The 18,602-nt window shown below is 65.6% G+C and carries 22 protein-coding genes; 14 read left to right on the top strand and 8 right to left on the bottom strand.

The window, feature by feature from the left end; genetic code table 11:
• Positions 1-222: 222 nt before the first annotated feature.
• From ACPYOG_RS04770 to ACPYOG_RS04760, 3 genes are all read right to left on the bottom strand, one after another.
• Positions 223-918 carry an alpha/beta fold hydrolase gene (locus tag ACPYOG_RS04770; RefSeq protein ID WP_481293106.1) on the bottom strand — a complete coding sequence of 232 codons (696 nt, stop codon included), beginning with the start codon at positions 916-918 and terminating at the stop codon, positions 223-225.
• 103 nt (positions 919-1,021) lie between these two features.
• Complete coding sequence (locus tag ACPYOG_RS04765; protein ID WP_481293105.1) at positions 1,022-1,399, bottom strand: hypothetical protein; 378 nt, start codon at positions 1,397-1,399, stop codon at positions 1,022-1,024.
• A 76-nt stretch (positions 1,400-1,475) separates the two neighbouring features.
• A complete protein-coding gene (locus ACPYOG_RS04760) occupies positions 1,476-1,685 on the bottom strand; it encodes a hypothetical protein (protein WP_481293104.1) in 210 nt (69 codons plus the stop codon).
• Positions 1,686-2,318: 633 nt separating this feature from the next.
• On the opposite strand from ACPYOG_RS04760, the gene ACPYOG_RS04755 reads away from it, so the two are divergent.
• Both ACPYOG_RS04755 and ACPYOG_RS04750 read left to right on the top strand, forming a co-directional pair.
• Positions 2,319-2,912 (top strand): RNA polymerase sigma factor, encoded by a 594-nt coding sequence (locus ACPYOG_RS04755; RefSeq protein ID WP_481293103.1) that lies wholly within the window; start codon positions 2,319-2,321, stop codon positions 2,910-2,912.
• 577 nt (positions 2,913-3,489) lie between these two features.
• Positions 3,490-3,828, top strand: a complete 339-nt coding sequence (locus ACPYOG_RS04750) for a hypothetical protein (protein ID WP_481293102.1) — start codon at positions 3,490-3,492, stop codon at positions 3,826-3,828.
• Between the two features lie 175 nt (positions 3,829-4,003).
• Here the strand turns inward: ACPYOG_RS04750 and ACPYOG_RS04745 are convergent, their stop codons facing one another.
• Positions 4,004-4,657, bottom strand: coding sequence for an MAE_28990/MAE_18760 family HEPN-like nuclease (locus ACPYOG_RS04745; RefSeq protein WP_481293101.1), 654 nt, complete (start codon positions 4,655-4,657; stop codon positions 4,004-4,006).
• Entirely contained in the window at positions 4,654-5,691 is a 1,038-nt protein-coding gene (locus ACPYOG_RS04740; protein WP_481293100.1) for a DUF262 domain-containing protein, read from the bottom strand. Before ACPYOG_RS04740 ends, ACPYOG_RS04745 begins: the two co-directional genes overlap by 4 nt.
• A 310-nt stretch (positions 5,692-6,001) precedes the next feature.
• Between ACPYOG_RS04740 and ACPYOG_RS04735 the strand changes: the two genes are divergently transcribed.
• Both ACPYOG_RS04735 and ACPYOG_RS04730 read left to right on the top strand, forming a co-directional pair.
• Positions 6,002-6,544, top strand: a complete 543-nt coding sequence (locus ACPYOG_RS04735) for a DUF805 domain-containing protein (protein WP_481293099.1) — start codon at positions 6,002-6,004, stop codon at positions 6,542-6,544.
• A gap of 250 nt (positions 6,545-6,794) precedes the next feature.
• Complete coding sequence (locus ACPYOG_RS04730; RefSeq protein ID WP_481293098.1) at positions 6,795-7,280, top strand: recombinase family protein; 486 nt, start codon at positions 6,795-6,797, stop codon at positions 7,278-7,280.
• Between the two features lie 181 nt (positions 7,281-7,461).
• Here ACPYOG_RS04730 and ACPYOG_RS04725 read toward each other — a convergent pair whose 3' ends face one another.
• Positions 7,462-7,698, bottom strand: coding sequence for a PLDc N-terminal domain-containing protein (locus ACPYOG_RS04725; protein ID WP_481293097.1), 237 nt, complete (start codon positions 7,696-7,698; stop codon positions 7,462-7,464).
• Between the two features lie 533 nt (positions 7,699-8,231).
• Between ACPYOG_RS04725 and ACPYOG_RS04720 the strand changes: the two genes are divergently transcribed.
• Entirely contained in the window at positions 8,232-8,525 is a 294-nt protein-coding gene (locus tag ACPYOG_RS04720; protein WP_481293096.1) for a hypothetical protein, read from the top strand.
• On the top strand, positions 8,525-8,887 hold the full coding sequence (locus ACPYOG_RS04715) for a hypothetical protein (protein WP_481293095.1): 363 nt from the start codon (positions 8,525-8,527) through the stop codon (positions 8,885-8,887). Before ACPYOG_RS04720 ends, ACPYOG_RS04715 begins: the two co-directional genes overlap by 1 nt.
• 326 nt (positions 8,888-9,213) lie before the next feature.
• On the opposite strand, the gene ACPYOG_RS04710 is transcribed toward ACPYOG_RS04715, so the two are convergent.
• Both ACPYOG_RS04710 and ACPYOG_RS04705 read right to left on the bottom strand, forming a co-directional pair.
• Entirely contained in the window at positions 9,214-9,351 is a 138-nt protein-coding gene (locus ACPYOG_RS04710; protein ID WP_481293094.1) for a hypothetical protein, read from the bottom strand.
• Positions 9,352-9,439: 88 nt separating this feature from the next.
• The gene (locus ACPYOG_RS04705; RefSeq protein ID WP_481293093.1) at positions 9,440-10,360 is read right to left on the bottom strand and encodes a DMT family transporter; all 921 of its coding nucleotides are present in this window, start codon (positions 10,358-10,360) and stop codon (positions 9,440-9,442) included.
• A gap of 123 nt (positions 10,361-10,483) precedes the next feature.
• Between ACPYOG_RS04705 and ACPYOG_RS04700 the strand changes: the two genes are divergently transcribed.
• The 8 genes from ACPYOG_RS04700 to ACPYOG_RS04665 all read left to right on the top strand — a co-directional run bounded on the left by ACPYOG_RS04700 (position 10,484) and on the right by ACPYOG_RS04665 (position 18,521).
• Positions 10,484-11,386 carry a LysM peptidoglycan-binding domain-containing protein gene (locus ACPYOG_RS04700; RefSeq protein ID WP_481293092.1) on the top strand — a complete coding sequence of 301 codons (903 nt, stop codon included), beginning with the start codon at positions 10,484-10,486 and terminating at the stop codon, positions 11,384-11,386.
• A 125-nt stretch (positions 11,387-11,511) separates the two neighbouring features.
• Complete coding sequence (locus ACPYOG_RS04695; protein WP_481293091.1) at positions 11,512-12,717, top strand: LLM class flavin-dependent oxidoreductase; 1,206 nt, start codon at positions 11,512-11,514, stop codon at positions 12,715-12,717.
• Between the two features lie 29 nt (positions 12,718-12,746).
• Positions 12,747-13,439: a CE1759 family FMN reductase gene (locus ACPYOG_RS04690; RefSeq protein ID WP_192629094.1), complete on the top strand. Its 693-nt coding sequence runs from the start codon at positions 12,747-12,749 to the stop codon at positions 13,437-13,439.
• A gap of 125 nt (positions 13,440-13,564) precedes the next feature.
• Positions 13,565-15,061 (top strand): glycosyltransferase, encoded by a 1,497-nt coding sequence (locus ACPYOG_RS04685; protein ID WP_481293090.1) that lies wholly within the window; start codon positions 13,565-13,567, stop codon positions 15,059-15,061.
• Between the two features lie 104 nt (positions 15,062-15,165).
• On the top strand, positions 15,166-15,912 hold the full coding sequence (locus tag ACPYOG_RS04680; RefSeq protein ID WP_481293089.1) for an ABC transporter ATP-binding protein: 747 nt from the start codon (positions 15,166-15,168) through the stop codon (positions 15,910-15,912).
• The gene (locus ACPYOG_RS04675; RefSeq protein WP_481293088.1) at positions 15,912-17,243 is read left to right on the top strand and encodes an FtsX-like permease family protein; all 1,332 of its coding nucleotides are present in this window, start codon (positions 15,912-15,914) and stop codon (positions 17,241-17,243) included. The genes ACPYOG_RS04680 and ACPYOG_RS04675 overlap by 1 nt, the downstream gene beginning before the upstream one ends.
• 44 nt (positions 17,244-17,287) lie before the next feature.
• The gene (locus ACPYOG_RS04670; protein ID WP_090042141.1) at positions 17,288-17,602 is read left to right on the top strand and encodes a chorismate mutase; all 315 of its coding nucleotides are present in this window, start codon (positions 17,288-17,290) and stop codon (positions 17,600-17,602) included.
• 4 nt (positions 17,603-17,606) lie between these two features.
• A complete protein-coding gene (locus ACPYOG_RS04665) occupies positions 17,607-18,521 on the top strand; it encodes an SDR family NAD(P)-dependent oxidoreductase (protein ID WP_481293087.1) in 915 nt (304 codons plus the stop codon).
• The last annotated feature ends 81 nt before the right edge of the window (positions 18,522-18,602 follow it).

The raw sequence follows: 18,602 nt of genomic DNA, 5'->3' as shown, positions 1-18,602 counted from the left end.
AATTCTCAACCTTCGTCGGCAAAGAGGTAGTTATGCTGTTTCGTGGTCGTGGTCAGAAAGTTGTCGGGGAGCTGAGCCGACGCCTTTTCCCCGCCCGCGACGCACACTGACCGATCGGCTTTCGGACGGTGTCGTGTCTGATCGGTGGGAACGCTGCGCACGGAGCCCGGCTCGACATCCGACCGTTGGCGAAGCTAGAGACCGGCCCCGTCTGAGTTGGGCTCACTGGAGAGCACAGAGGAATTCGTCGACAACGGCGGCCGCCTCGTCCGGCCGCTCGAAGAAGAGGAAGTGACCAGCCTTCGCGACGAGGCAGAACGTGGCGCTGGGAATAGCTGCGGCGATCCGCTGACCCGCCTCTCCTGGAATGAGGCGATCTTCCGCACCGTGGATGACAAACGTCGGGCAGGCGATCCGGGCGAGAAGATCGCGTGAGTCGGCTCGAGCCATCACGGCGGACTGCTGTCGCAGAAATCGCCGGGGGCCTACCGTCGTTGCCATACTCCGCCAGGCTCTCAGCAGATCCGGGTCGGACTCATTTTCTTCGGCTACGACTCCCGAAAACGCAGCATTTACCAGTTCGTCGAAGTGGCCCTGCTCGACGAATTGGGATTGCCGTGTCCGGGCAGCGAGCTGCTCATCTGAGTCCGCTTCGGCTGAGGTACTCACCAATGCCAGCCCGTTGACCCGTTGCGGCGCCTGGCGCATCACTTCAAGGGCAACGTAACCGCCCATGCTCGTTCCGAGGAGAGCAAACCGATCCGGCGCGTTCCGAAGAAGACGAGCCGCCATACCCGTAATGGTGTTGTCGTGAAGGGTGTCGGCAATCGTGACCGAGCCGTGTGACCACACTGTGTCCAAGACCGGCTCGTATACCCGTGACGAGCACAACAACGGCGGAACAAGGATCGTATCCATGGGAGACAGTCTCCGGCATGGCACCGACAGGGCTCTGGCGACACCGCCGACGTCCCTATGGCCACCGCCCGCTACAGGATCGTCTTACGGGCCGCCTACAGACTTATGCGGGTCCGGTGAGATCAACATTTACCGCCGCCGCCTGTAGCTGAACGACGCCGAAATCTCCTTCGAGCGTGAACGCCGTTCCCGCCCATTCGAACGAATCGATGTGTCCCCAGTCGCTCTCGCCCGAGGCATCTGTTGCGGCTCGCTGGCCCATTTCTTGCCAAGATACCGATGTGACATCAGTAAATCGGATCAAACCTCGGCGGAAATACGCCCATTCGCCATCGCGCGGAGCACGCAACTCCGGATGATCTGTTGCGTAGCAGAGGTCCAAATCAAGTGTCACTACAGCCGGCTGCACCGTGATGGCAAGAACCCAGCTTTCCTCAAGAACATAGTAACTTAGAGCGGGGAGCGTCAAATAGGTTTGCACGGTGCGAGCGTACAAGCACGAATTGCTGGTAGGACGATTAAGTTCCCGCCCGCAAGCCGATCGGTTACCGGGCACACTATCGCAGTCTTCGCCGCCTGCGGATCAAGGTGTACCCCGCCGTAAGCAGCACAATGCCGAGGACCAGGAACACGTAGCCGATCGGCTTGCCGTGCACGATTCCCACGACGCCGAGCACGGGAACGAAGAGTCCCACGATGGGCACACCGATAGCCACGAGCCTTGCGAGATGCACCCCGCGGCGCGCGTCCCGTCTGTTATCGGTCATGTGTGGAGTATCGGGCCCCCGCGACTAAAGCGCACAACACGAGATGGGTCCCGGTGCTACCTATCTCGGCGGCCGGTCCACGAGCGAACGTAAGCGGATCCTCCACTGGTGACCCGGGCGAGGCCCTGAGTAACGTATCGAAGGGGTCGTGGCAGTGGGAGCCGTTATAGGTCCAGCTGAGCCATCACCGAGTGGGACCGCAGCGGGCGCCCTGGTCGGCATATCGATAGGGGAGTATGTGCCTGGTCTTCAGCAGACCGTTCTGGTCTTCGCCGTTCTTACGGTCATCGCGGCCGCTTGCTTCTTCTTTGGCGGCCACGCGCTCAAGAATCGTTCACATGGTTATTGGCAAGCCCTCAGGATTACCCTGGTAGTTCTTGGCGTCGTAACCGCCGTTCTAGCGATTATCGCGATCATTTACTAGGACTGCCAACTGAAGTTGGTGGGGGTATTGAGACGGCCGCGTAATAGTCCAACGCGCTCTCCGCCGGGTGTCGGGTGTCTGTTTGGGGATCGGCTTACGGGCATCGTGTTGGTGTCAGGCGGGAAGGCTTCGACGACGGGTTCTCGAACCAGTGGCGCGATCTCCAAAAATTGGCGCGAACCGGATTCGGGGATACGGACAATACAGATGTGAGCACCGATAGCGAGGTGATTGAACGGTCCGCGGTTGAGCCGGCCGTGTTTACGGCGTTGTACGACCGGCATGCGCGTGCCGTGTTTCGGTACGCGGCGCAGCGTCTTGGCGACCATGCGGCGGAAGACGTGATGTCTGAGACGTTTTTGGTGGCGTTCGAACGGCGCAGCGCCTACGACCTCGGTGTAGTCGATGCGCGCCCGTGGCTCCTGGGCATCGCTACTCGACTGATTCGCAAACATGGCCGCTTGGAAGCGACCGCGTGGAAAGGAATCGCGGCAGACATGGCAGCCCGGGTGGTCCCGGATCTCATAGACCAATCCAGCGCCCGCATCGATGCGCAACGTCTGACTCATCGCCTCGCCAAAGCGCTTCGCCGGCTATCGGACGCTGATCGAGAGACGCTCCTCTTGTACGCCTGGGGTGAGCTCGACTACGCCTCGATCGCGGCCGCTATGCAAGTACCGATCGGGACGGTGCGCTCACGACTCAACCGCACGCGACGCCAACTGCGTCGGGCAGCAGGCATCGACGCCCTCGAACAGGAGACGGATCATGGACGAACTGACACTGCTCCGCAAAACGCGTGACGACACACTCAGCCCGAGCCCGAGCGCTCTAGCAGCGGGCCGCAGCGTCCTGCTAGAACGGATCGCCTCTGGTCAGACGACGAAGACGAGCCAACGGCGGCGCGCCCGGGACCTGTTGCCCCGCCTGAGCTGGGCAGGAGCTGGTGTCGCCGCCGCATTGGTTGCCGTGCTCGCTGCCGGGAACATAACCCTTAATGCGGAGTCCGCTCGTGCGAGTGAACTCTTGCGCACCGCTGCATCGGAAACGACCGGCTATGCCAACCTGCTCCCAGGATCCGGTCAATATCTTCGGGCTCGCACCCACGCGCGCTGGCAAGACTGCGACGCGACCGGATGCAAGCCGAATGATCAAATCCTGGATGTTTACATGCCGGCGGATCCCAACTCGGAGTGGGTGCTCTACCGCGACTGGGGAAGGCAAAAGGGTGCCCTCACCGGAAAAACATCAGAGACCGCTCGCGCTACCGGGGGACGCTTCTACGGGGGGCACCCTTGGGTGAATGTTGATTACCGAGACATTCCCTTGGACGGTGCAGCCGCATACGCGTGGATCGATCGCCAATACACAGGAGCGTCCATGTCCCGCGAGGAGGACGACTTCTCACGGATAATCGACATCCTGCGATCCGGCCTAGTTCCCGCACCCCAACGTGCGGCGCTCCTTGAAGCTCTTTCCCGCATCCCCGGAGTGACAGCCACCGACAACGTCAAGAACCTGGACGGCTTGGCCGGCGTGGCGATTGGTAGGACAGAGCCCCTCAGATCCGGTGAACGACAGGAGATCATCATCGACCCGAGCACCGGCCTTGTCATCGGCGAACGAACCATGAGCGGCACGACCCTCTTCGGGTGGGGACCCGACCACCAAATCGAAGCGACCGCGACCCAGACCACCGTCACGAACGAGGTGCCATGAACGCGCCGTATCAGCAGTTGGACCCGTCAGCAATCGATCTCCCGCCGACCGTCTCCATCTCGGTTCCCTTCTCACTAGAACCGCCCGCATGACCATCCCTCAGCGGGCGGCTAGCTGAAGTCGAAGTGAGCACGTGGTTCGACGCCACGCAGTTCGATGTCATCAGGTCGCCGCCCTAGGAGGTTTTGAGATACGCCTTGTTCAACAACAGCGCCAGTTGGAGGTCCTTGACGATCTCGATCAGTTCAACGACCTCGTCCGCACTCTTGATCACCGACTCGGGGTCAGGGAAGCTGTCGCGCCCGTGCGCGACGCTGTTCCTGCGGTCGCACAGCGATGAGTCGATGAAGTTCTTCCGCAGCTCGAACGGCAGTTCGGAGATGCCGAACGCGCGAAGGATCTCGACAAAGTACTGGAACCTCAGGTTGTCATGCGTACGCACCAACTCATCTCTCTTCAGCCTCAGGCGAGGGCTGTCACCGTTCCGGGCAAGTTCTAACAGGCTCGCTTGAGCTTCCGGATCTCCTGATGACAACCGCAGTAGCAGGTGTTTCAAATGAGCAACCGCAAACGGATCCGCGGCCTTGTCGAGAGGCGGCTTCCGGCGGCTGATCGTTTCCGCGAGCTTGTCGAATGAGGACTTCAAAAAGCCTTCCCAGTGCGCATAGGTCATCACCGCAAGCGCACGCGAGGTCGCTCGCGCCCCGGGGGAGCCTGAGAACTTGGAGGACTCTCTGACGGCGGCTTTCAGCACTTGAATCTCTGCGCGTCTCCAGCTCAAGTCCTCGTCGAGATAGTCCTGAAAGGCCGCGTCGGTCAGACCTTTCATGGCTGGCTGAAGAAGTCACGCCCACTAGTCACGATTTTTGGGAATCGCTTTCGCGTGCTGATTCCGCTGCCCGAATTCTCGCGGAACGAGGGCTCTGTCCATACCGCGCGAACTCGATTAGCAAGCGCCTCTGATGTCTGGCTTTCCCAGAGATCGATGTTGTGGGCAATTCCCGACGTGATGAACTCGAAGCTAGCAATCGAGAACGCGCCAAGGTGACGTATACCGTCGAATCGGCGGAAAGAGTCGCTCGCTGTGGAGCGCGCCAGTAGGGCGAACGTGCGGTTGAATTTATCAGCTGGGAGGAAGTCGTCTCCTTGCTCAGCGTGGGCTTTCATCCAGTCGGTGAGAAAGGAACCGAACTCGCTGGGGAGCTGTTGCACGCCGCCCTCGTACTGGATCTGAGCGAAGAACCGCAGTACCAGCTCCGACCGGTAGGCGGTGCTGTCCTTCGTGTCGGACACCGCGATGCATTCGTTGAAGGTCGAGTCGTCGGTAAGCGCGGCGAGCTGGAGGTAAGCCGGCCGGTTAATCATTATCAGCAAGCAGTTGCGGGCCTCTTGCAATGACAGAGTTGATCCAGCATTCAGACGTTGGAACAAGTCGAACTTCGCGTTTGGGTCTGATTCTCGCTTGATTATCGAGAAGCTCAACTTGGCTCGTTTGAAGTCACGCCGCAGCCGGTCATCGAAGACAGAGGTTGCGTCGGCAGTCTCCGCCGACCAGGCGACCCCTTCCATATGCTGGAGATACTCACCCGCTAATAGGACGGAACCCTGTTGGCGGGTGCCTTCCTCGTCCTTGTACTCGCCGACAAATTCGAGGATCGTCGAGAGGCGCTGGACACCGTCGATCACATCCCAGACGCCATCATCGCGTTGAGCGACAAAGATCGTCGGGATGGGGATACCCAGAAGGACCGACTCAATGAGCCGAGAGCGTTGTTCACCCGTCCAACGGAATATGCGCTGGAACTCTGGATGTATTTCCAGATCATTGTCCCGGTAGAGCGAGATCACCTCGCCGATGGACATACTGTAGGCATCGGTGCGAATCTCTCGTGCTCGCTCGAAGACTTGGTCATATAGCTCATTCACTGCGCACCCACCCCTATCGGCACTGCGTCACACTCATCGTGACTTCGACTCGTCGAGCATCCCATCTTTGCGGAGAACCCATCCGCCTTTTTTCGCCCGCAAGCCGGTCCCTCAACGGGCTGCTTGGCTGTCGGATCTTCGTGCCGGCGAGGGCGTGGTCCGCGGCATTCACTGACCTGGCTGCGCCGAGCCTTGCGCTAGTGTGAGCCCACCTGCCCCGACGCGCGGGGACTTCTTGGAGACAAGTGTGTCTGACATTCCCCCACCCCCTGCACCGCTACCCGTCGATGTTGCGCCTGACTCGGCGCAGCCGCTGGACAAGCCCTACTACGGAGCCTCCCTTCGGGTGGCCTTCATGAGGTTCTGGAGAAAGTACGCCACCTTTTCCGGGCGGGCAAGTCGCTCCGAATTCTGGTGGTGGGCTCTCGCCTGGATCGTGGTGGGTGCGCTCCTGGGCGCCGGCGCACTCAACGGCGGCCCACAGGCGGTCGTTGCAAGCGTCGCTCGCTTCGCCTGGGTGGCCGCCACCATCGTCCCGTTCGCCGCCCTCAGCTGGCGGCGCTTGCACGACTCCAACCTCAGCGGCTGGTGGTCGTTGCCGTATCTGATCGGCACTGTGTACGTGAATATTGCTGCCGCCGCTGGCTTGGTCCCGACAACTCCTCATGCCTCGAGCGCAATGACTATCGGGCTAGCCGCCGTGAATCTCCTCAATAGCGCGGTCAGCATCTTTTTCCTCGTGCTTGTCACACGCAACACGAGGCCGAACGGGGCGCGATTCGACGCCTGACTGCTCACGGGGCCCGCGGCGGCGGGACCTTCGACAGACTGGGGTGGTGCCTGTCTTCAGAGAGCCTCTATCTTGCCGAAATTGCCGGTCGCTCAATCGCCGACGCGATTGCGAGATGCCCGCAACCCGGTCCCTCATCGTGCGCAGTTCAGCTTCAATCGCGGTCGAGGCGAGAGCTGCCTGCCACAACGCACGTAAGACCCGCACGATGAAATGCACGATAATGGGGGCGTAACTGCAACCTGACTGCATGAAGATCTGTTACGCGCGCGTCTCAACGAACGAACAAGACCTGACCGCCCAGCGGGACGGGCTGGCCGCACTTGGTGTGGATGCCGAGAACGTCTACGTCGACCATGGTCTCACTGGCGCCAACCGAGCCCGGCCCGGGCTGCGCGAAGCCATGGCGGCTGTCCGAAAAGGCGGCAGTGTCTATGACCCCACCAACCCGGTCGGTCGACTGTTGTTCAACGTCCTTGGGATGGTTGCCGAGTTCGAAGCGGACCTCATTCGAATGCGAACCAGGGAGGGAATGGCGGTGGCGAGGGCAAAAGGCCGGCTGCGCGGAAAGCAACCGAAGCTCTCCGCCTCGCAGCGTCGGCACCTTCTAGAACTCCACGACGCTGGTAACCACACACAGGAGGAGTTGGCCGAGCTGTTCAGCGTTTCTCGCACGACGATCTACCGGGAGGTTCAGCGGAGAGCGGCCGCGACCAGTGCCCAGGCTTCTCGTTAGCGTTGGAGACGGTCGGTGGTGCATTCACCGGTTCAGACCACAATCGTTTGCGAGCAGCGCAGATGGCGCCAAGTGGCCGGCCCGGGAATAGGCGGATCCGTAGAGGCTCGAGTCGGGATACGGGTAGGGACGCAACAAGGAGGGCCCCGGCCAGCGGGTGGCGGGGCCCTCATGTTGTGGACTAGCTGCGCGCTCTGCGGAGCCGGCTTCCCTCGATAGCCAAGGTGGCGAGCCAGACTAGCGAACCAATGACCGGAAGTATCAATATCGCTAGCATCCAACCTAGGCGCTGATTTGCGGAGACACTTCGTGACCTTGACACCGTGATCAGCGCGGTTAGAACAAGTACCGCCCAGAGAACGATGATCGTCACCCCGAAAACGTCAAATGCGACGGGAATTACTGGCTCGTTCAGCATCAGTTTTCCTTTCAGGAGTTCGTCTCCCAGGCGCTGTCACCGCCGACGTTCAACTGTACCCACACGTTCCAAGTTCCCCAGGCCGCTGACACGTCAGCCTGCCATCTGGCATACGCGGCGGTCGAGGTCTCAACCGTCTGAGAAGCCACTAACGTCGGAGAGGAGCAGCCCGTCGGTGCATAGCACTTTTGGTAGCCGTAACCAGTCGACGTGAAACGGTCCGCACCTCCCTGAACGAGGGTATAGCTGACGCCAACGGCTCCGATTAACACCGTGCCCCAGATCCCGTCGACTTGGCATCCGGTCGCGTTGGAGTACCCGGAACCCGTCGTGTAATGGCATTGAGAGATACTCATCGGACTGACCGTGTTCGAGGTGCTGCCAGCCGATAGCTGGGACACATCGCACGGCCACACGTGAACTTTGGATTACCGCGTCCACATCTTCAAAATGACATAATCGCAATTACCAGGGCATCAATCCGACCTAGAACATGTACACGTTCAGGGTGCGATTCGTGGTACGATTCATGCATGGCTATTTACTCCGCGTCGCCGGTTCTGCCAACGAACGAGGCTCGTGTCGCGTTGCCGAAAGCGCTGGCGCGTTTCCGTGAGCGTGGGGCGTTGGCGGAGCCCGTGGTGTTCGGTGCGCAGCGTCGACCGGAGGGTGTGATGATCCCGTTCGAGCTCTACGAGGAGCTACTTCCGGTGATCGAGGACGTGGAGATCGCCCACCTCGTGCGCGAACGCACCGCAGCCGGTAATGCAGTGCCGCTCGCCGACGTCGCCGCCGCCATCGGTCTGAACGCGGACGACTACCTGTAGTGGGTCGCGCGCTGCAGCTGAAAGCCCTTCCGGGCTTCCAGCAAGACATCGACGCCCTTCCGGACCTGCGCACGAAGAAGATGGCGCTGGACATGCTCGTCCTCGTCCGAGACGGTAAAGTCGCCGGAGTCCGGCTGGACGCCCGAGTCGCGACCGGCGACCTCTCGGACTGCTTCAAGCTCTACTTCGACCCCGATGGCGTGGGACGACCCCGCTACCGTCTGGTCTACCGGTACAGCCCGGATGAGATCTCTGCGGTCGCGATCGAGGCTGTCGCAGTCGGCCGGCGGGCGAATCTCGACGCTTATGCCCGCGCGATGATCAACCTTGGCCGCGTCGGTCAAGAAGACGGCGTGCAATGAAGCAGGCGGTGGTCGGGGCTTCTGAGGCAGGGGCGGCGCCCAACGGCAGCTCACTGGACTTGCTGCGACTGCCGTTCGCTCAGCCAGGCTCGGTTGCTCACGAGCGAGGCGTTTGTCGAGGAGGCCCGGTCCTACGAGATCGAGCTAACCCACGATTTGCTCTAGTCCCTCCGTCAGACCGGACCCAGGGCCCTTCTGTCCAGCGCAGCGGGAAGAAGCAGTCCGCGATCGTGCGGGAAGCGATCCATGAGTTCCTGTTCGAGCGCAAGCTCGTCAGCTGAGCCGGCGGCGTAGGTGTTTCGGACCAGCGTTCTCAGCCAGGACTTTCAGCTATGGGCCGGGTGTCTGGCCCACCAGGGGATCAATTGGTAGGCGAACCAGACTTCGATCCAGAGCACGCCAGCCAGGACCACGATCGCCACCGCGATCAGGATCGCGATCAGGACGAGTCGTCGGAATGACATCAGGCCTCCGTAGGCGGGGCCGCAGTTTTGATCCTGACCCCTTGAGACGAAGTTGACATTGAATGCGCGAACGGTCTTGGGCGTCCCACTAGCGCGAGGCGGCCTCCAGTGCGGCGGGCTCCGGCTGACGGCGGGTGAGCAGCCGCACGCGCTGCTGGGTGAGCAGGATGCCGGCGATCACGACGAGCGCACCGACGGGCTCGTTCCAGGTGAGGTGCTCGCCCAGGATGAGGATGCCGAGCGCCACCCCGATCACCGGGGTGACGTAGGTGACGCCGGAGGTGACGGTCGGACCCCAGGCGCGGAGCACGTTCATGTTCCAGATGTAGACCACGCCCGTTCCGAGCGCGCCGAGGCCCAGGAGCGAGAGCAGCACCGGCCAGCTGAAGGTGATCGGGTGCCACGCGACGACGGGCGTGAGCACGATCATGATGACCGCGGCGATCCCGATGTTCAGGAACGCGCTGGCGGTCGCCGACACGTCGCGCGGGCTGATGAATCGACGGATGTAGCCGAAGCTGAACCCGTAGCAGGTCACGGCTCCGAGACAGGCGAGCTGGCCCCAGAGGCTGCCGCCCAGCGCATCCACCGCCCACGGGCCGACCACGACGACAACGCCCAGGACGCCGACGATCACGCCGAGCACCTGATCGCGGTTCAGCTTCTCGACGCGGAACGCCGCCGTCGCGAGGATCGCGGTCGTGATCGGCGTCACGGCGTTGTAGATGCTCGCCAGGCTCGACGCCACGTACTGCTCGGCCCACGCGAACAGGAGGAACGGAATGACGCAGTACGTGATCGCCACCACCGCGAAGTGCAGCCAGACGATCGGCTCACGCGGGAGCCTCACGCGCATGACCAGGGCGATGATGCCCAGTGTCATGGCGCCGAACACCAGCCTCGCCCAGGCGACCTGACCGAAGCTCACCCCGACGAGAGCCACCTTCATGAACAGGAAGCTGGCGCCCCAGATGAGACCCATGGCGGCGAACTGGATGGCGACCTTCACCCTCCGACGCTATCGGCTGCCTCCGACACCCGCGAGGGGAAATCGGACGGCGATGCACAAGAAACGGCCAGGGCCGGGGATGGCGCGAATACGTGCATTTGATAGCGTCACTCTGGGGGAATCATGAATCGTCATACCGTTCCGGGCCGCGTCGCGGCCTCGGTGGGTGCCGTCGTCGCACTGGCCGGGCTGCTCTCGGGGTGCGCTCCTTCCGCCGACGAGACGGCGCGGCGGCCCGCCTCCTCGCAGACCCGCCACACCACTCCATCCGCGAAGCCGACGCAGGACGCTCCCCCCACCGGCCTTCCGACGGACTCCGCAACGCCGTCGCCCGCGGCAACGCCGCCCGGCCCGCCACCGCCGGCGCCGATCCTGACGCCGGTCCCGCTCGGCACCGTCGTCGCGGAGGGGAACGTCGCCTCACCCAAGGGCAGCATCCACTTCCACTATCGGATGGTGTCGAACGGCGACAACACCTACTCGGCCGAATACTCCGGCTTCACGTCGACGGTCCCGGTACCGGTTTCGGTGACGCTGATCGACGTCCCGCCGAGAGTCGGAGACGGCCTGACCTACCACGGCATCGGCGACCACGCGCTGGGCGCCCCGACCACCTCCCCGGCTGCGCCGTCGTCCGCATCGCTCGGCCTCAAGCCGTCCTTCCTGACCACGCTCGTGACGTACTCGGCAGCCGCTTCCGCCGACGGCGTCCCGGTCGAGCTCGGCCCGGACAAGGTCCTGGCCGTGACGAGCATCCACTGGTCGATCCCGGACCGGCAGACCAACGTCCACCCCGTTGACGGCGGCACCCGGCCGAACGCCGCGGGGGCCGTCAGCGCGACCACGCCGTCCGGGGCGCCGGCTGGCTATGTGGTCGCCCCGGGCGACACGACGGGACGGGTGGCGGAGCGCTTCGGCATCTCGGTGCCGGACCTGCTCTGGCTCAATCAAGGCGCATCCGTCTTCGACAAGAACCAGGACCTCTACCAGGGCACCACGTTGAATCTCGACCCCGAAAGCCTCTGACGCGCCCGACGCATCCACTCGCTCGCAGCGGCGGGAACGGCCCCCACGCACGCGGGAATACCCGAGCCCGCCGCTTGTTGTATGCATTTGCATAGAAACGGCGAGAACAACCAGAGGAGCCAGTCATGCAGTTCGGAATCTTCTCCGTCAGCGACATCACGCGCGACCCCGTGTCCGGTGAGACGCCCAGCGAGGCGGAGCGCATCGACGCGATCGTGAAGATCGCGACCCACGCGGAGGAGGTCGGGCTGGATGTCTTCGCGATCGGAGAGCACCACAACCCGCCGTTCTTCTCCTCCTCTCCCACGACTCTGCTGGCCCACATCGCCGCCCTCACCGAGAAGCTCGTCGTCACCACCTCGACCACCTTGATCACGACCAACGACCCCGTCCGCATCGCGGAGGAGTACGCGATGCTGCAGCACCTGTCGAAGGGCCGCATGGACCTGATGGTCGGCCGCGGCAACACAGGTCCGGTGTACCCGTGGTTCGGCCAGGACATCCGCCAGAGCCTGCCGCTCGCGCTCGAGAACTACAACCTCCTGCACCGCCTGTGGCGCGAGGACGTCGTCGACTGGGAGGGACGCTTCCGCACTCCGCTGCAGGGCTTCACCTCGACGCCCCGCCCGCTGGATGATGTGCCTCCGTTCGTCTGGCACGCCAGCATCCGCACGCCCGAGGTCGCCGAGCAAGCCGCGTTCTACGGCAACGGCTTCTTCGCGAACAACATCTTCTGGCCCAAGGAGCACTTCCAGCGCCTCATCGCGTTCTACCGCGAGCGCTTCGAGCACTACGGACACGGCACCGCGAAGCAGGCGATCGTCGGTCTCGGCGGCCAGGCCTTCATCGCGAAGAACTCGCAGGACGCCAAGAACCGGTTCCGCCCCTACTTCGACGAGGCGCCCGTCTACGGCAACGGCCCGACGATGGAGGAGTTCACGGGCGCCACCCCGCTGACCGTCGGAAGCCCGCAGGAGGTCATCGACAAGACGTTGACCTTCCGCGAGTGGGCCGGCGACTACCAGCGCCAGCTCTTCCTCATGGACCACGCCGGCCTCCCGCTGAAGACCGTGCTCGAGCAGCTCGACCTGCTGGGCGAGCACGTCATCCCGGTGCTGCGCAAGGAGGCCGAGGCGCGCAAGGACCCCGAGACGCCGGACGCCCCGACCCACGAGTCGCTCGTCGCCGCGAAGTACGGGGATGCCGATCCGCGCCAGCCGCGCCCCAACGCCAACCGCGGCGACAACGTGACCGGCGGATCCCCCTACCAGGACACCGCGCGCGTCCAGAAGACCGCCGAGCAGGCCCCCGCGAGCACCCCCTCTCTGTGATCGTTTCGCTTCTAGAAGAAGGACAGAACATGAGCACCGCAGACCAGCGGCCGTTCCGGGTCGTCGTGGTGAACGCCGGAGTCAGCGACCCGTCGTCCACGAAGATGCTCGCCGATCGTCTGGCGCTGCGCGTCGAGGCCCTCGCTCAGCGTGACGGCCGGACCGTGCAGACGCTGGCCCTCGACCTGCGCGAGCTGCTCCCCGAGCTGGGCGCCGCCCTGGCATCCGGCCACCTGGGTCCGAAGTTCACGAAGGCGGTCGAGGCCCTGAGGTCGGCCGACGGCATCATCGCGACAGCGCCGGTCTACAACGCCGGCCCGAGCGGGCTGTTCACCTCGTTCTTCCAGGTGCTCGACAACGACCTGCTCATCGCCAAGCCCGTCATCCTCGGCGCGACCGCAGGCACCGCACGGCACGCTCTGGTGGTCGACGGCGAGATGCGCGGGCTGTTCGCCTTCCTGCGGACAATGACCACCCCGACCTCCGTCTTCGCCGCCACCGAGGACTGGCAGGACAAGGCCCTCACCAAGCGCATCGACCGGGCCGCCCGCGAACTGGTGGTGCTGATGGAGTCCGAGATCGAGGCGAAGATCGCCGACACCTCGTGGAACAGCTACCAGCACGAGTTCGGCTCGGCCGGCGGCAGCGAGCTGGGCATCGATCTGGAGTCCGACCTCATGCGGCTGGCCGCCGGAGGGACGCTCCCCGGCGCTCGTCCGTAGGCACTGCGCACCTGCACCGTGTGCCGGACGCGGCAACGTGCCCTCGGCGAACCTTCCGCCGCTCCCTTCCGCGGGTGAACGCCCTCACCCGCGGTAGGGTCGGGGTAGAACAGGGAGGTTTCGGGATGGACGTTCTGACCGTGCTGCACTGGATCGGAGTCATCGTGTGCCTGATCCTCGCCCTCACCGGGCTCATCCCCGTGATCGCCGCAGCTGCGACCTTCGTGGTGATCCCGTTCCACGCGTGGATCAACCACTACGGCAAGGCGGCGCCCTACCTTCCGCGCGTGGCGATCATCGTGCCGGCCTGGAACGAGGGCGCGGTGATCGGCGCATCCATCGACCGGCTGATGAAGCTGGACTATCCGCGCGAGGCGCTGCGGATCTACGTGGTCGACGACGCGAGCACCGACGAGACGCCCGACGTGGTGCGCGGACGCGCCGCGCAGTATCCCGGCAACGTGCACCTGCTGCGGCGTGAGCAGGGCGGCCAGGGCAAGGCGCACACCCTCAACCACGGCATCGCGAAGGTCCTGGAGGACGACTGGATGGAGGCGCTCCTCATCATGGACGCCGACGTCATCTACACGCCCGAGTCGCTGCGGCGGATGACGCGCCACCTGGCCGACCCCGACGTCGGCGCCGTCTCGGCGTACATCCGCGAAGGAAGCAGCACCGGCCGCAACTACCTCACGAAGTTCGTCAGCGTCGAGTACGTGCTCTCGCAGCCGGCTGCGCGGCGCGCCCAGAACGTGCTCGGAGCGCAGGCCTGCCTCGCCGGCGGCGCCCAGCTGCACACGCGCGAGAACCTGCTTGCGATCGGAGGACGCATCGACACCTCCTCCCTCGCCGAGGACACGATCACGACCTTCGAGACGCAGCTGCTCGGCAAGAAGGTCGTGTTCGAGCCGCACGCGCAGGTGCTCGCCGAGGAGCCGAGCTCCGTGGACGGGCTGTGGAAGCAGCGCCTGCGCTGGGCCCGCGGCAATGTGACGGTCACGGCGCGCTACTCGAAGGTGTGGTTCCGGCGGTCGCGCGTGCACAACCTCGGCGGCATCAGCTTCGGGATCGTGTGGTTCAGCCTGTGGCTGCTCCCGCTCATCATGATCCTGTCCGCGATCGGACTCGCGGGCCTGCTGTTCCTCGAAGACGGGCTCGCGACCGGGATCTTCCGGGTGCTCTGGATCTCGGCGGCGCTCGCCTATCTGTTCGTGCTGATCCTCGGCGCTCAGACCGACGGGTCGACGACGAAACGCGAGCTGGGCCATGTCCTGCTCTTTCCGGGGATCATCAACATGATCGTGATGATCACAGCGCTCTTCCCGCCCGTGGTGCTCGTCTGGCTGCCCGGGCTGTTCGGGGTGACCCTGACGACGCCGGTGCTCTTCATCCTGACGCTGGCGATCTACGTCTGGATCCCCTTCTCGATGGTGGTCGCGTGGCTGGCGCGCCGGGCCGACAAGACGCGAGCGCGCCGGTGGCTGTCGCCTGCGCTGATCTACCTCGCCGGCTACGGCTCCCTGCTGTGCGCGATCACGTTCGACTCGTACCTGAAGGAGCTGGCCGGAGCCGAGGCGCGCTGGGACAAGACCGAGAAGATCGGTCGCGTCGCCGCCGGCTGACGACCCGTCGTACCGCGGGACCACCTCCCGCGGATGACGGCCGCCTCCGGCTATGCGCCTCCCGGCCGATGCCGCTGGGCGGCCCCCGCGCGCAGGGTGGAGGCATGACATCCACACCCCTCACCGCACCGCCAGGGAACGCCGCGCTCACCGCATCCCGGCTCACCAAGTCCTACGACGCGTCCGTGGCACTCGCCGGCGTCGACTTCCGGGTGGACCCGGGCGAGTCGGTCGCGATCATGGGAGCCTCCGGCTCGGGCAAGACCACCCTCCTGCACTGCCTGGCGGGCATCGTCGCGCCGGACAGCGGGTCGGTCGTCCTGCGATCGGGACGGGACGCGCTCGAGGTGACCTCCCTCGATGAGGGCGGCCGATCGCGGCTGCGGCGTGAGGCGTTCGGATTCGTGTTCCAACAGGGCCTGCTGCTGCCCGAACTGACCGCCATCGAGAACGTCGCCCTCCCGCTGATGCTCACCGGGACGGAGCGCCGAGCCGCCGAGCAGACCGCGGCGACGTGGCTCGCCGCTCTGGGCCTCGCGGGGTTCGAGGAGCGCCGGATCGGCCAGCTCTCGGGCGGCCAGGCGCAGCGCGTGGCCATCGCCCGCGCGCAGGTCACCGGGGCCGCAGTGGTCTTCGCCGACGAGCCGACCGGCGCGCTCGACTCGCAGACTTCGACGGAGGTGATGGATGCGCTCATCCGCTCGACCACGGACCGCGGCCGCTCCCTCGTGGTCGTCACCCACGACGAGTCCGTCGCGTCGCGCTGCTCCCGCGTGCTCCGCCTGGCCGACGGCCGGATCGTGGGCGACCGCGTCAGCGACGACCGCATTCTGGATGGAACGAGCCGCTGATGACGACCCTTCGTCTCGCCTGGCTCTTCGCCCGGCGCAGCTCCTCCGCCCGCTCCACGATCGCGCTGCCGCTGGTCGCGTTCAGCGTGGTGACCGCTCTGCTGCTCATCGTCGCGGGCGGCGCGCAGGCGTTCTTCTCGTGGACCGACGACCTCGCCGGCATCTACCAGGTTCTTGCGGTGATCGCCCTGTCGCTCCTGGTGGTGCCGCTCGTCGGACTGGGCGGCTCCGCGGCACGGCTTTCGGCCCGGCGCCGTGACGATCGCCTGGCGAGCCTGCGCCTCCTCGGAGCGACGCCCGGCCTCGTCGCCCGGCTGACCGTCATCGAGTCGACCGGGCTGGCGCTCGCGGGCGCCATCAGCGGTGTCGTCGTTTCTCTCCTCGTCTCGCCGCTGGTCGGCCTCATCCCGTTCCGGGGGCACCCGCTCGGGACGTCGATCCTGCTGAACCCGGGATGGGTCGCGCTCACCGTCGCCGGCGTCGGGGTCCTGGCCGCGATCAGTGCCGCCGTCGGGCTGCGCGGCGTCATCCTGTCGCCGCTCGGCGTCCGCACCCGGCAACAGGCGCCACGCATGCATTGGCTGCGGCTCGTGATCACCGTCGGGGTTTTCGTCGCTGCCGTCGTCGCGATGTCCGTCGTGCGGGCTGCGCCCGGCATCGGCATCCTGGCGACCGTCCTCGCGGTGGGCTTCGGTGGAAGCATCGCCGTGCTGAACCTGATCGGCCCCTGGCTGCTGCGGGCGATCGCGTCGCGTCAGGCCCGCCGGGCGCGGACCGTTCGGCGGCTGCTGGCGGCGCGCAGCATCCTCGAGTCGCCGACAGCCGCGTGGCGCCAGGTGTCGGGAGTCGCGATGACGAGCTTCGTGGCGGTCTTCGCGGGAGTCGGCGTGGCCCTGCTGGGTGCTCTCGGCCACTCCTCCGACCCGGACAGCCGGCTCGTGCTCGCCGACATCCGCACCGGGGTACTCATCACGGTGATCGCATCCTTCGTCATGGTGGCGTGCTCTGCCGGAGTCAACCAGGCCGCCGGCATCCTCGACCGTCGCGACGTCTATGTGAGCCTCGACCGGATCGGGATGCCCGTCTCCGAGATGAACGCGGCCCGGAGTCGTGCGGTCCTGTCGCCGCTGCGGATCACGTCGATCGGGTCGGCGCTGACCGCGGGGATCGTGCTGCTCCCCCTGACCGGGATGAGCCTCCTGATCTCGCCGTTCACGCTCGTCGTCGTGGCCGGATGCCTGACCGCAGGCATGCTGCTGGTGTGGGCGGCGCTGCGCGCCACGCGGCCGGTGCTCGACCACGTGCTCGCCGAGCCGTCGCCGAGCCTGTGAGGCCGCCGGGCCGATCGGGTCGCCCGACCCGGTAGGGTCGGAGCATGCCCGAGAACAGCGACGCGGCGGCCGCGATCCAGCAGCTGCACAGCATCCGTCAGAGCATCGACAACATCGACGCGGCGGTCATCCACATGCTCGCCGAACGGTTCAAGTTCACGCAGCAGGTGGGCGCGCTGAAGGCGGAGCACGGCTTCCCCGCAGCGGACCCCGAGCGCGAGAAGGAGCAGATCAGGCGCCTCCGCGCTCTGGCCGAGGAGAGCCACCTCGACCCGGCCTTCGCCGAGAAGTTCCTGACCTTCATCGTGGCCGAGGTCATCCACCACCACGAGCGCATCGCCGGCGAGAACGGCAAGTAGCGCGGTGGGCTGGGATGCGGCCGCGCTGCCGGACGCGCACGGCCGCACGGTGGTCGTCACGGGTGCGAACGCCGGGGTCGGTTACTTCACGTCGGAGCAGCTGGCACGCGCCGGCGCGCACGTCGTGCTCGCGTGCCGAGACCCGGAGCGGGCCGAGGCGGCGATCTCCGCGATCCGGCGGCGGGTTCCGCACGCGAGCGTCGAGGCGCTGCCTCTGGACGTGACCGACCGGCGCTCCATCGACGCGGCGGCCGACGCGCTGCTCGGACGAAGCGTGGACGCGCTGGTGCTGAACGCCGGGATGGTGCACCCACCACGCACCCGGCAGACCGACGAGTACGGCAACGAGCACGTCCTCGCGACCAACGTGCTCGGCCACTTCCGCCTGGTGGCCCGGTGCATCCCGGCCCTGGTGCACACGGATGCACGGATCGTGACGCTGGGCTCGATGGCCGCGCGTCTCGGCCGTCTGCGGATCGACGACCTCCAGCTCGAGCGCTCCTACACGCCGTGGCGCGCCTACGCGGGGTCGAAGATCGCGGCGCAGTCCTTCGGCTTCGAGCTCGACCGGCGGCTGCGCGCCGCCGGGTCGGCCGCGCAGAGCATCGTGGTGCATCCCGGTTACTCCATCTCGGGACGCACCCCCGGCATCCGGGGTGTCAACCACCCGTCGCGCGCCACCCGTTTCGCCGACAACCTGCAGGCCGCCTGGACCCAGGGCAAGGACGGCGGGGCTCACGCGCCCGTGCGCGCCGTGCTCGACCCCGAGGTCACTGGCGGCGACTATCTCGGCCCGGCCGCGTTCACGAAGGGTCCGCCCGTCCACGTCCCGGCGACCCGCGCATCGCGCTCGCCGCGTCTCGCCGCCGCGCTCTGGCCCCTCCTCGAGCGCGCCGCCGCCCAGCCCTTCCCCCTCTGACCCGCGCGCCCCACCGTCGGCTCGCGCCCCACCGTCGGCTCGCGCCCCACCGTCGGCTCGCGCCCCACCGTCGAGTACGCA

This window comes from Leifsonia sp. HAY1-4F, assembly GCF_056755275.1.
The sequence above is the reverse complement of the archived record's forward strand: the minus strand, read 5'-3'. Positions and strand labels throughout refer to the sequence as shown.

Coding starts and splice junctions, on each gene's coding strand:
- ACPYOG_RS04770 (WP_481293106.1), bottom strand. CDS start 918: ATGGATACGATCCTTGTTCCGCCGTTGTTGTGCTCGTCACGGGTATAC.
- ACPYOG_RS04760 (WP_481293104.1), bottom strand. CDS start 1,685: ATGACCGATAACAGACGGGACGCGCGCCGCGGGGTGCATCTCGCAAGG.
- ACPYOG_RS04750 (WP_481293102.1), top strand. CDS start 3,490: ATGTCCCGCGAGGAGGACGACTTCTCACGGATAATCGACATCCTGCGA.
- ACPYOG_RS04745 (WP_481293101.1), bottom strand. CDS start 4,657: ATGAAAGGTCTGACCGACGCGGCCTTTCAGGACTATCTCGACGAGGAC.
- ACPYOG_RS04740 (WP_481293100.1), bottom strand. CDS start 5,691: ATGTCCATCGGCGAGGTGATCTCGCTCTACCGGGACAATGATCTGGAA.
- ACPYOG_RS04730 (WP_481293098.1), top strand. CDS start 6,795: ATGAAGATCTGTTACGCGCGCGTCTCAACGAACGAACAAGACCTGACC.
- ACPYOG_RS04725 (WP_481293097.1), bottom strand. CDS start 7,698: ATGCTGAACGAGCCAGTAATTCCCGTCGCATTTGACGTTTTCGGGGTG.
- ACPYOG_RS04720 (WP_481293096.1), top strand. CDS start 8,232: ATGGCTATTTACTCCGCGTCGCCGGTTCTGCCAACGAACGAGGCTCGT.
- ACPYOG_RS04710 (WP_481293094.1), bottom strand. CDS start 9,351: ATGTCATTCCGACGACTCGTCCTGATCGCGATCCTGATCGCGGTGGCG.
- ACPYOG_RS04700 (WP_481293092.1), top strand. CDS start 10,484: ATGAATCGTCATACCGTTCCGGGCCGCGTCGCGGCCTCGGTGGGTGCC.
- ACPYOG_RS04695 (WP_481293091.1), top strand. CDS start 11,512: ATGCAGTTCGGAATCTTCTCCGTCAGCGACATCACGCGCGACCCCGTG.
- ACPYOG_RS04690 (WP_192629094.1), top strand. CDS start 12,747: ATGAGCACCGCAGACCAGCGGCCGTTCCGGGTCGTCGTGGTGAACGCC.
- ACPYOG_RS04685 (WP_481293090.1), top strand. CDS start 13,565: ATGGACGTTCTGACCGTGCTGCACTGGATCGGAGTCATCGTGTGCCTG.
- ACPYOG_RS04680 (WP_481293089.1), top strand. CDS start 15,166: ATGACATCCACACCCCTCACCGCACCGCCAGGGAACGCCGCGCTCACC.
- ACPYOG_RS04675 (WP_481293088.1), top strand. CDS start 15,912: ATGACGACCCTTCGTCTCGCCTGGCTCTTCGCCCGGCGCAGCTCCTCC.
- ACPYOG_RS04670 (WP_090042141.1), top strand. CDS start 17,288: ATGCCCGAGAACAGCGACGCGGCGGCCGCGATCCAGCAGCTGCACAGC.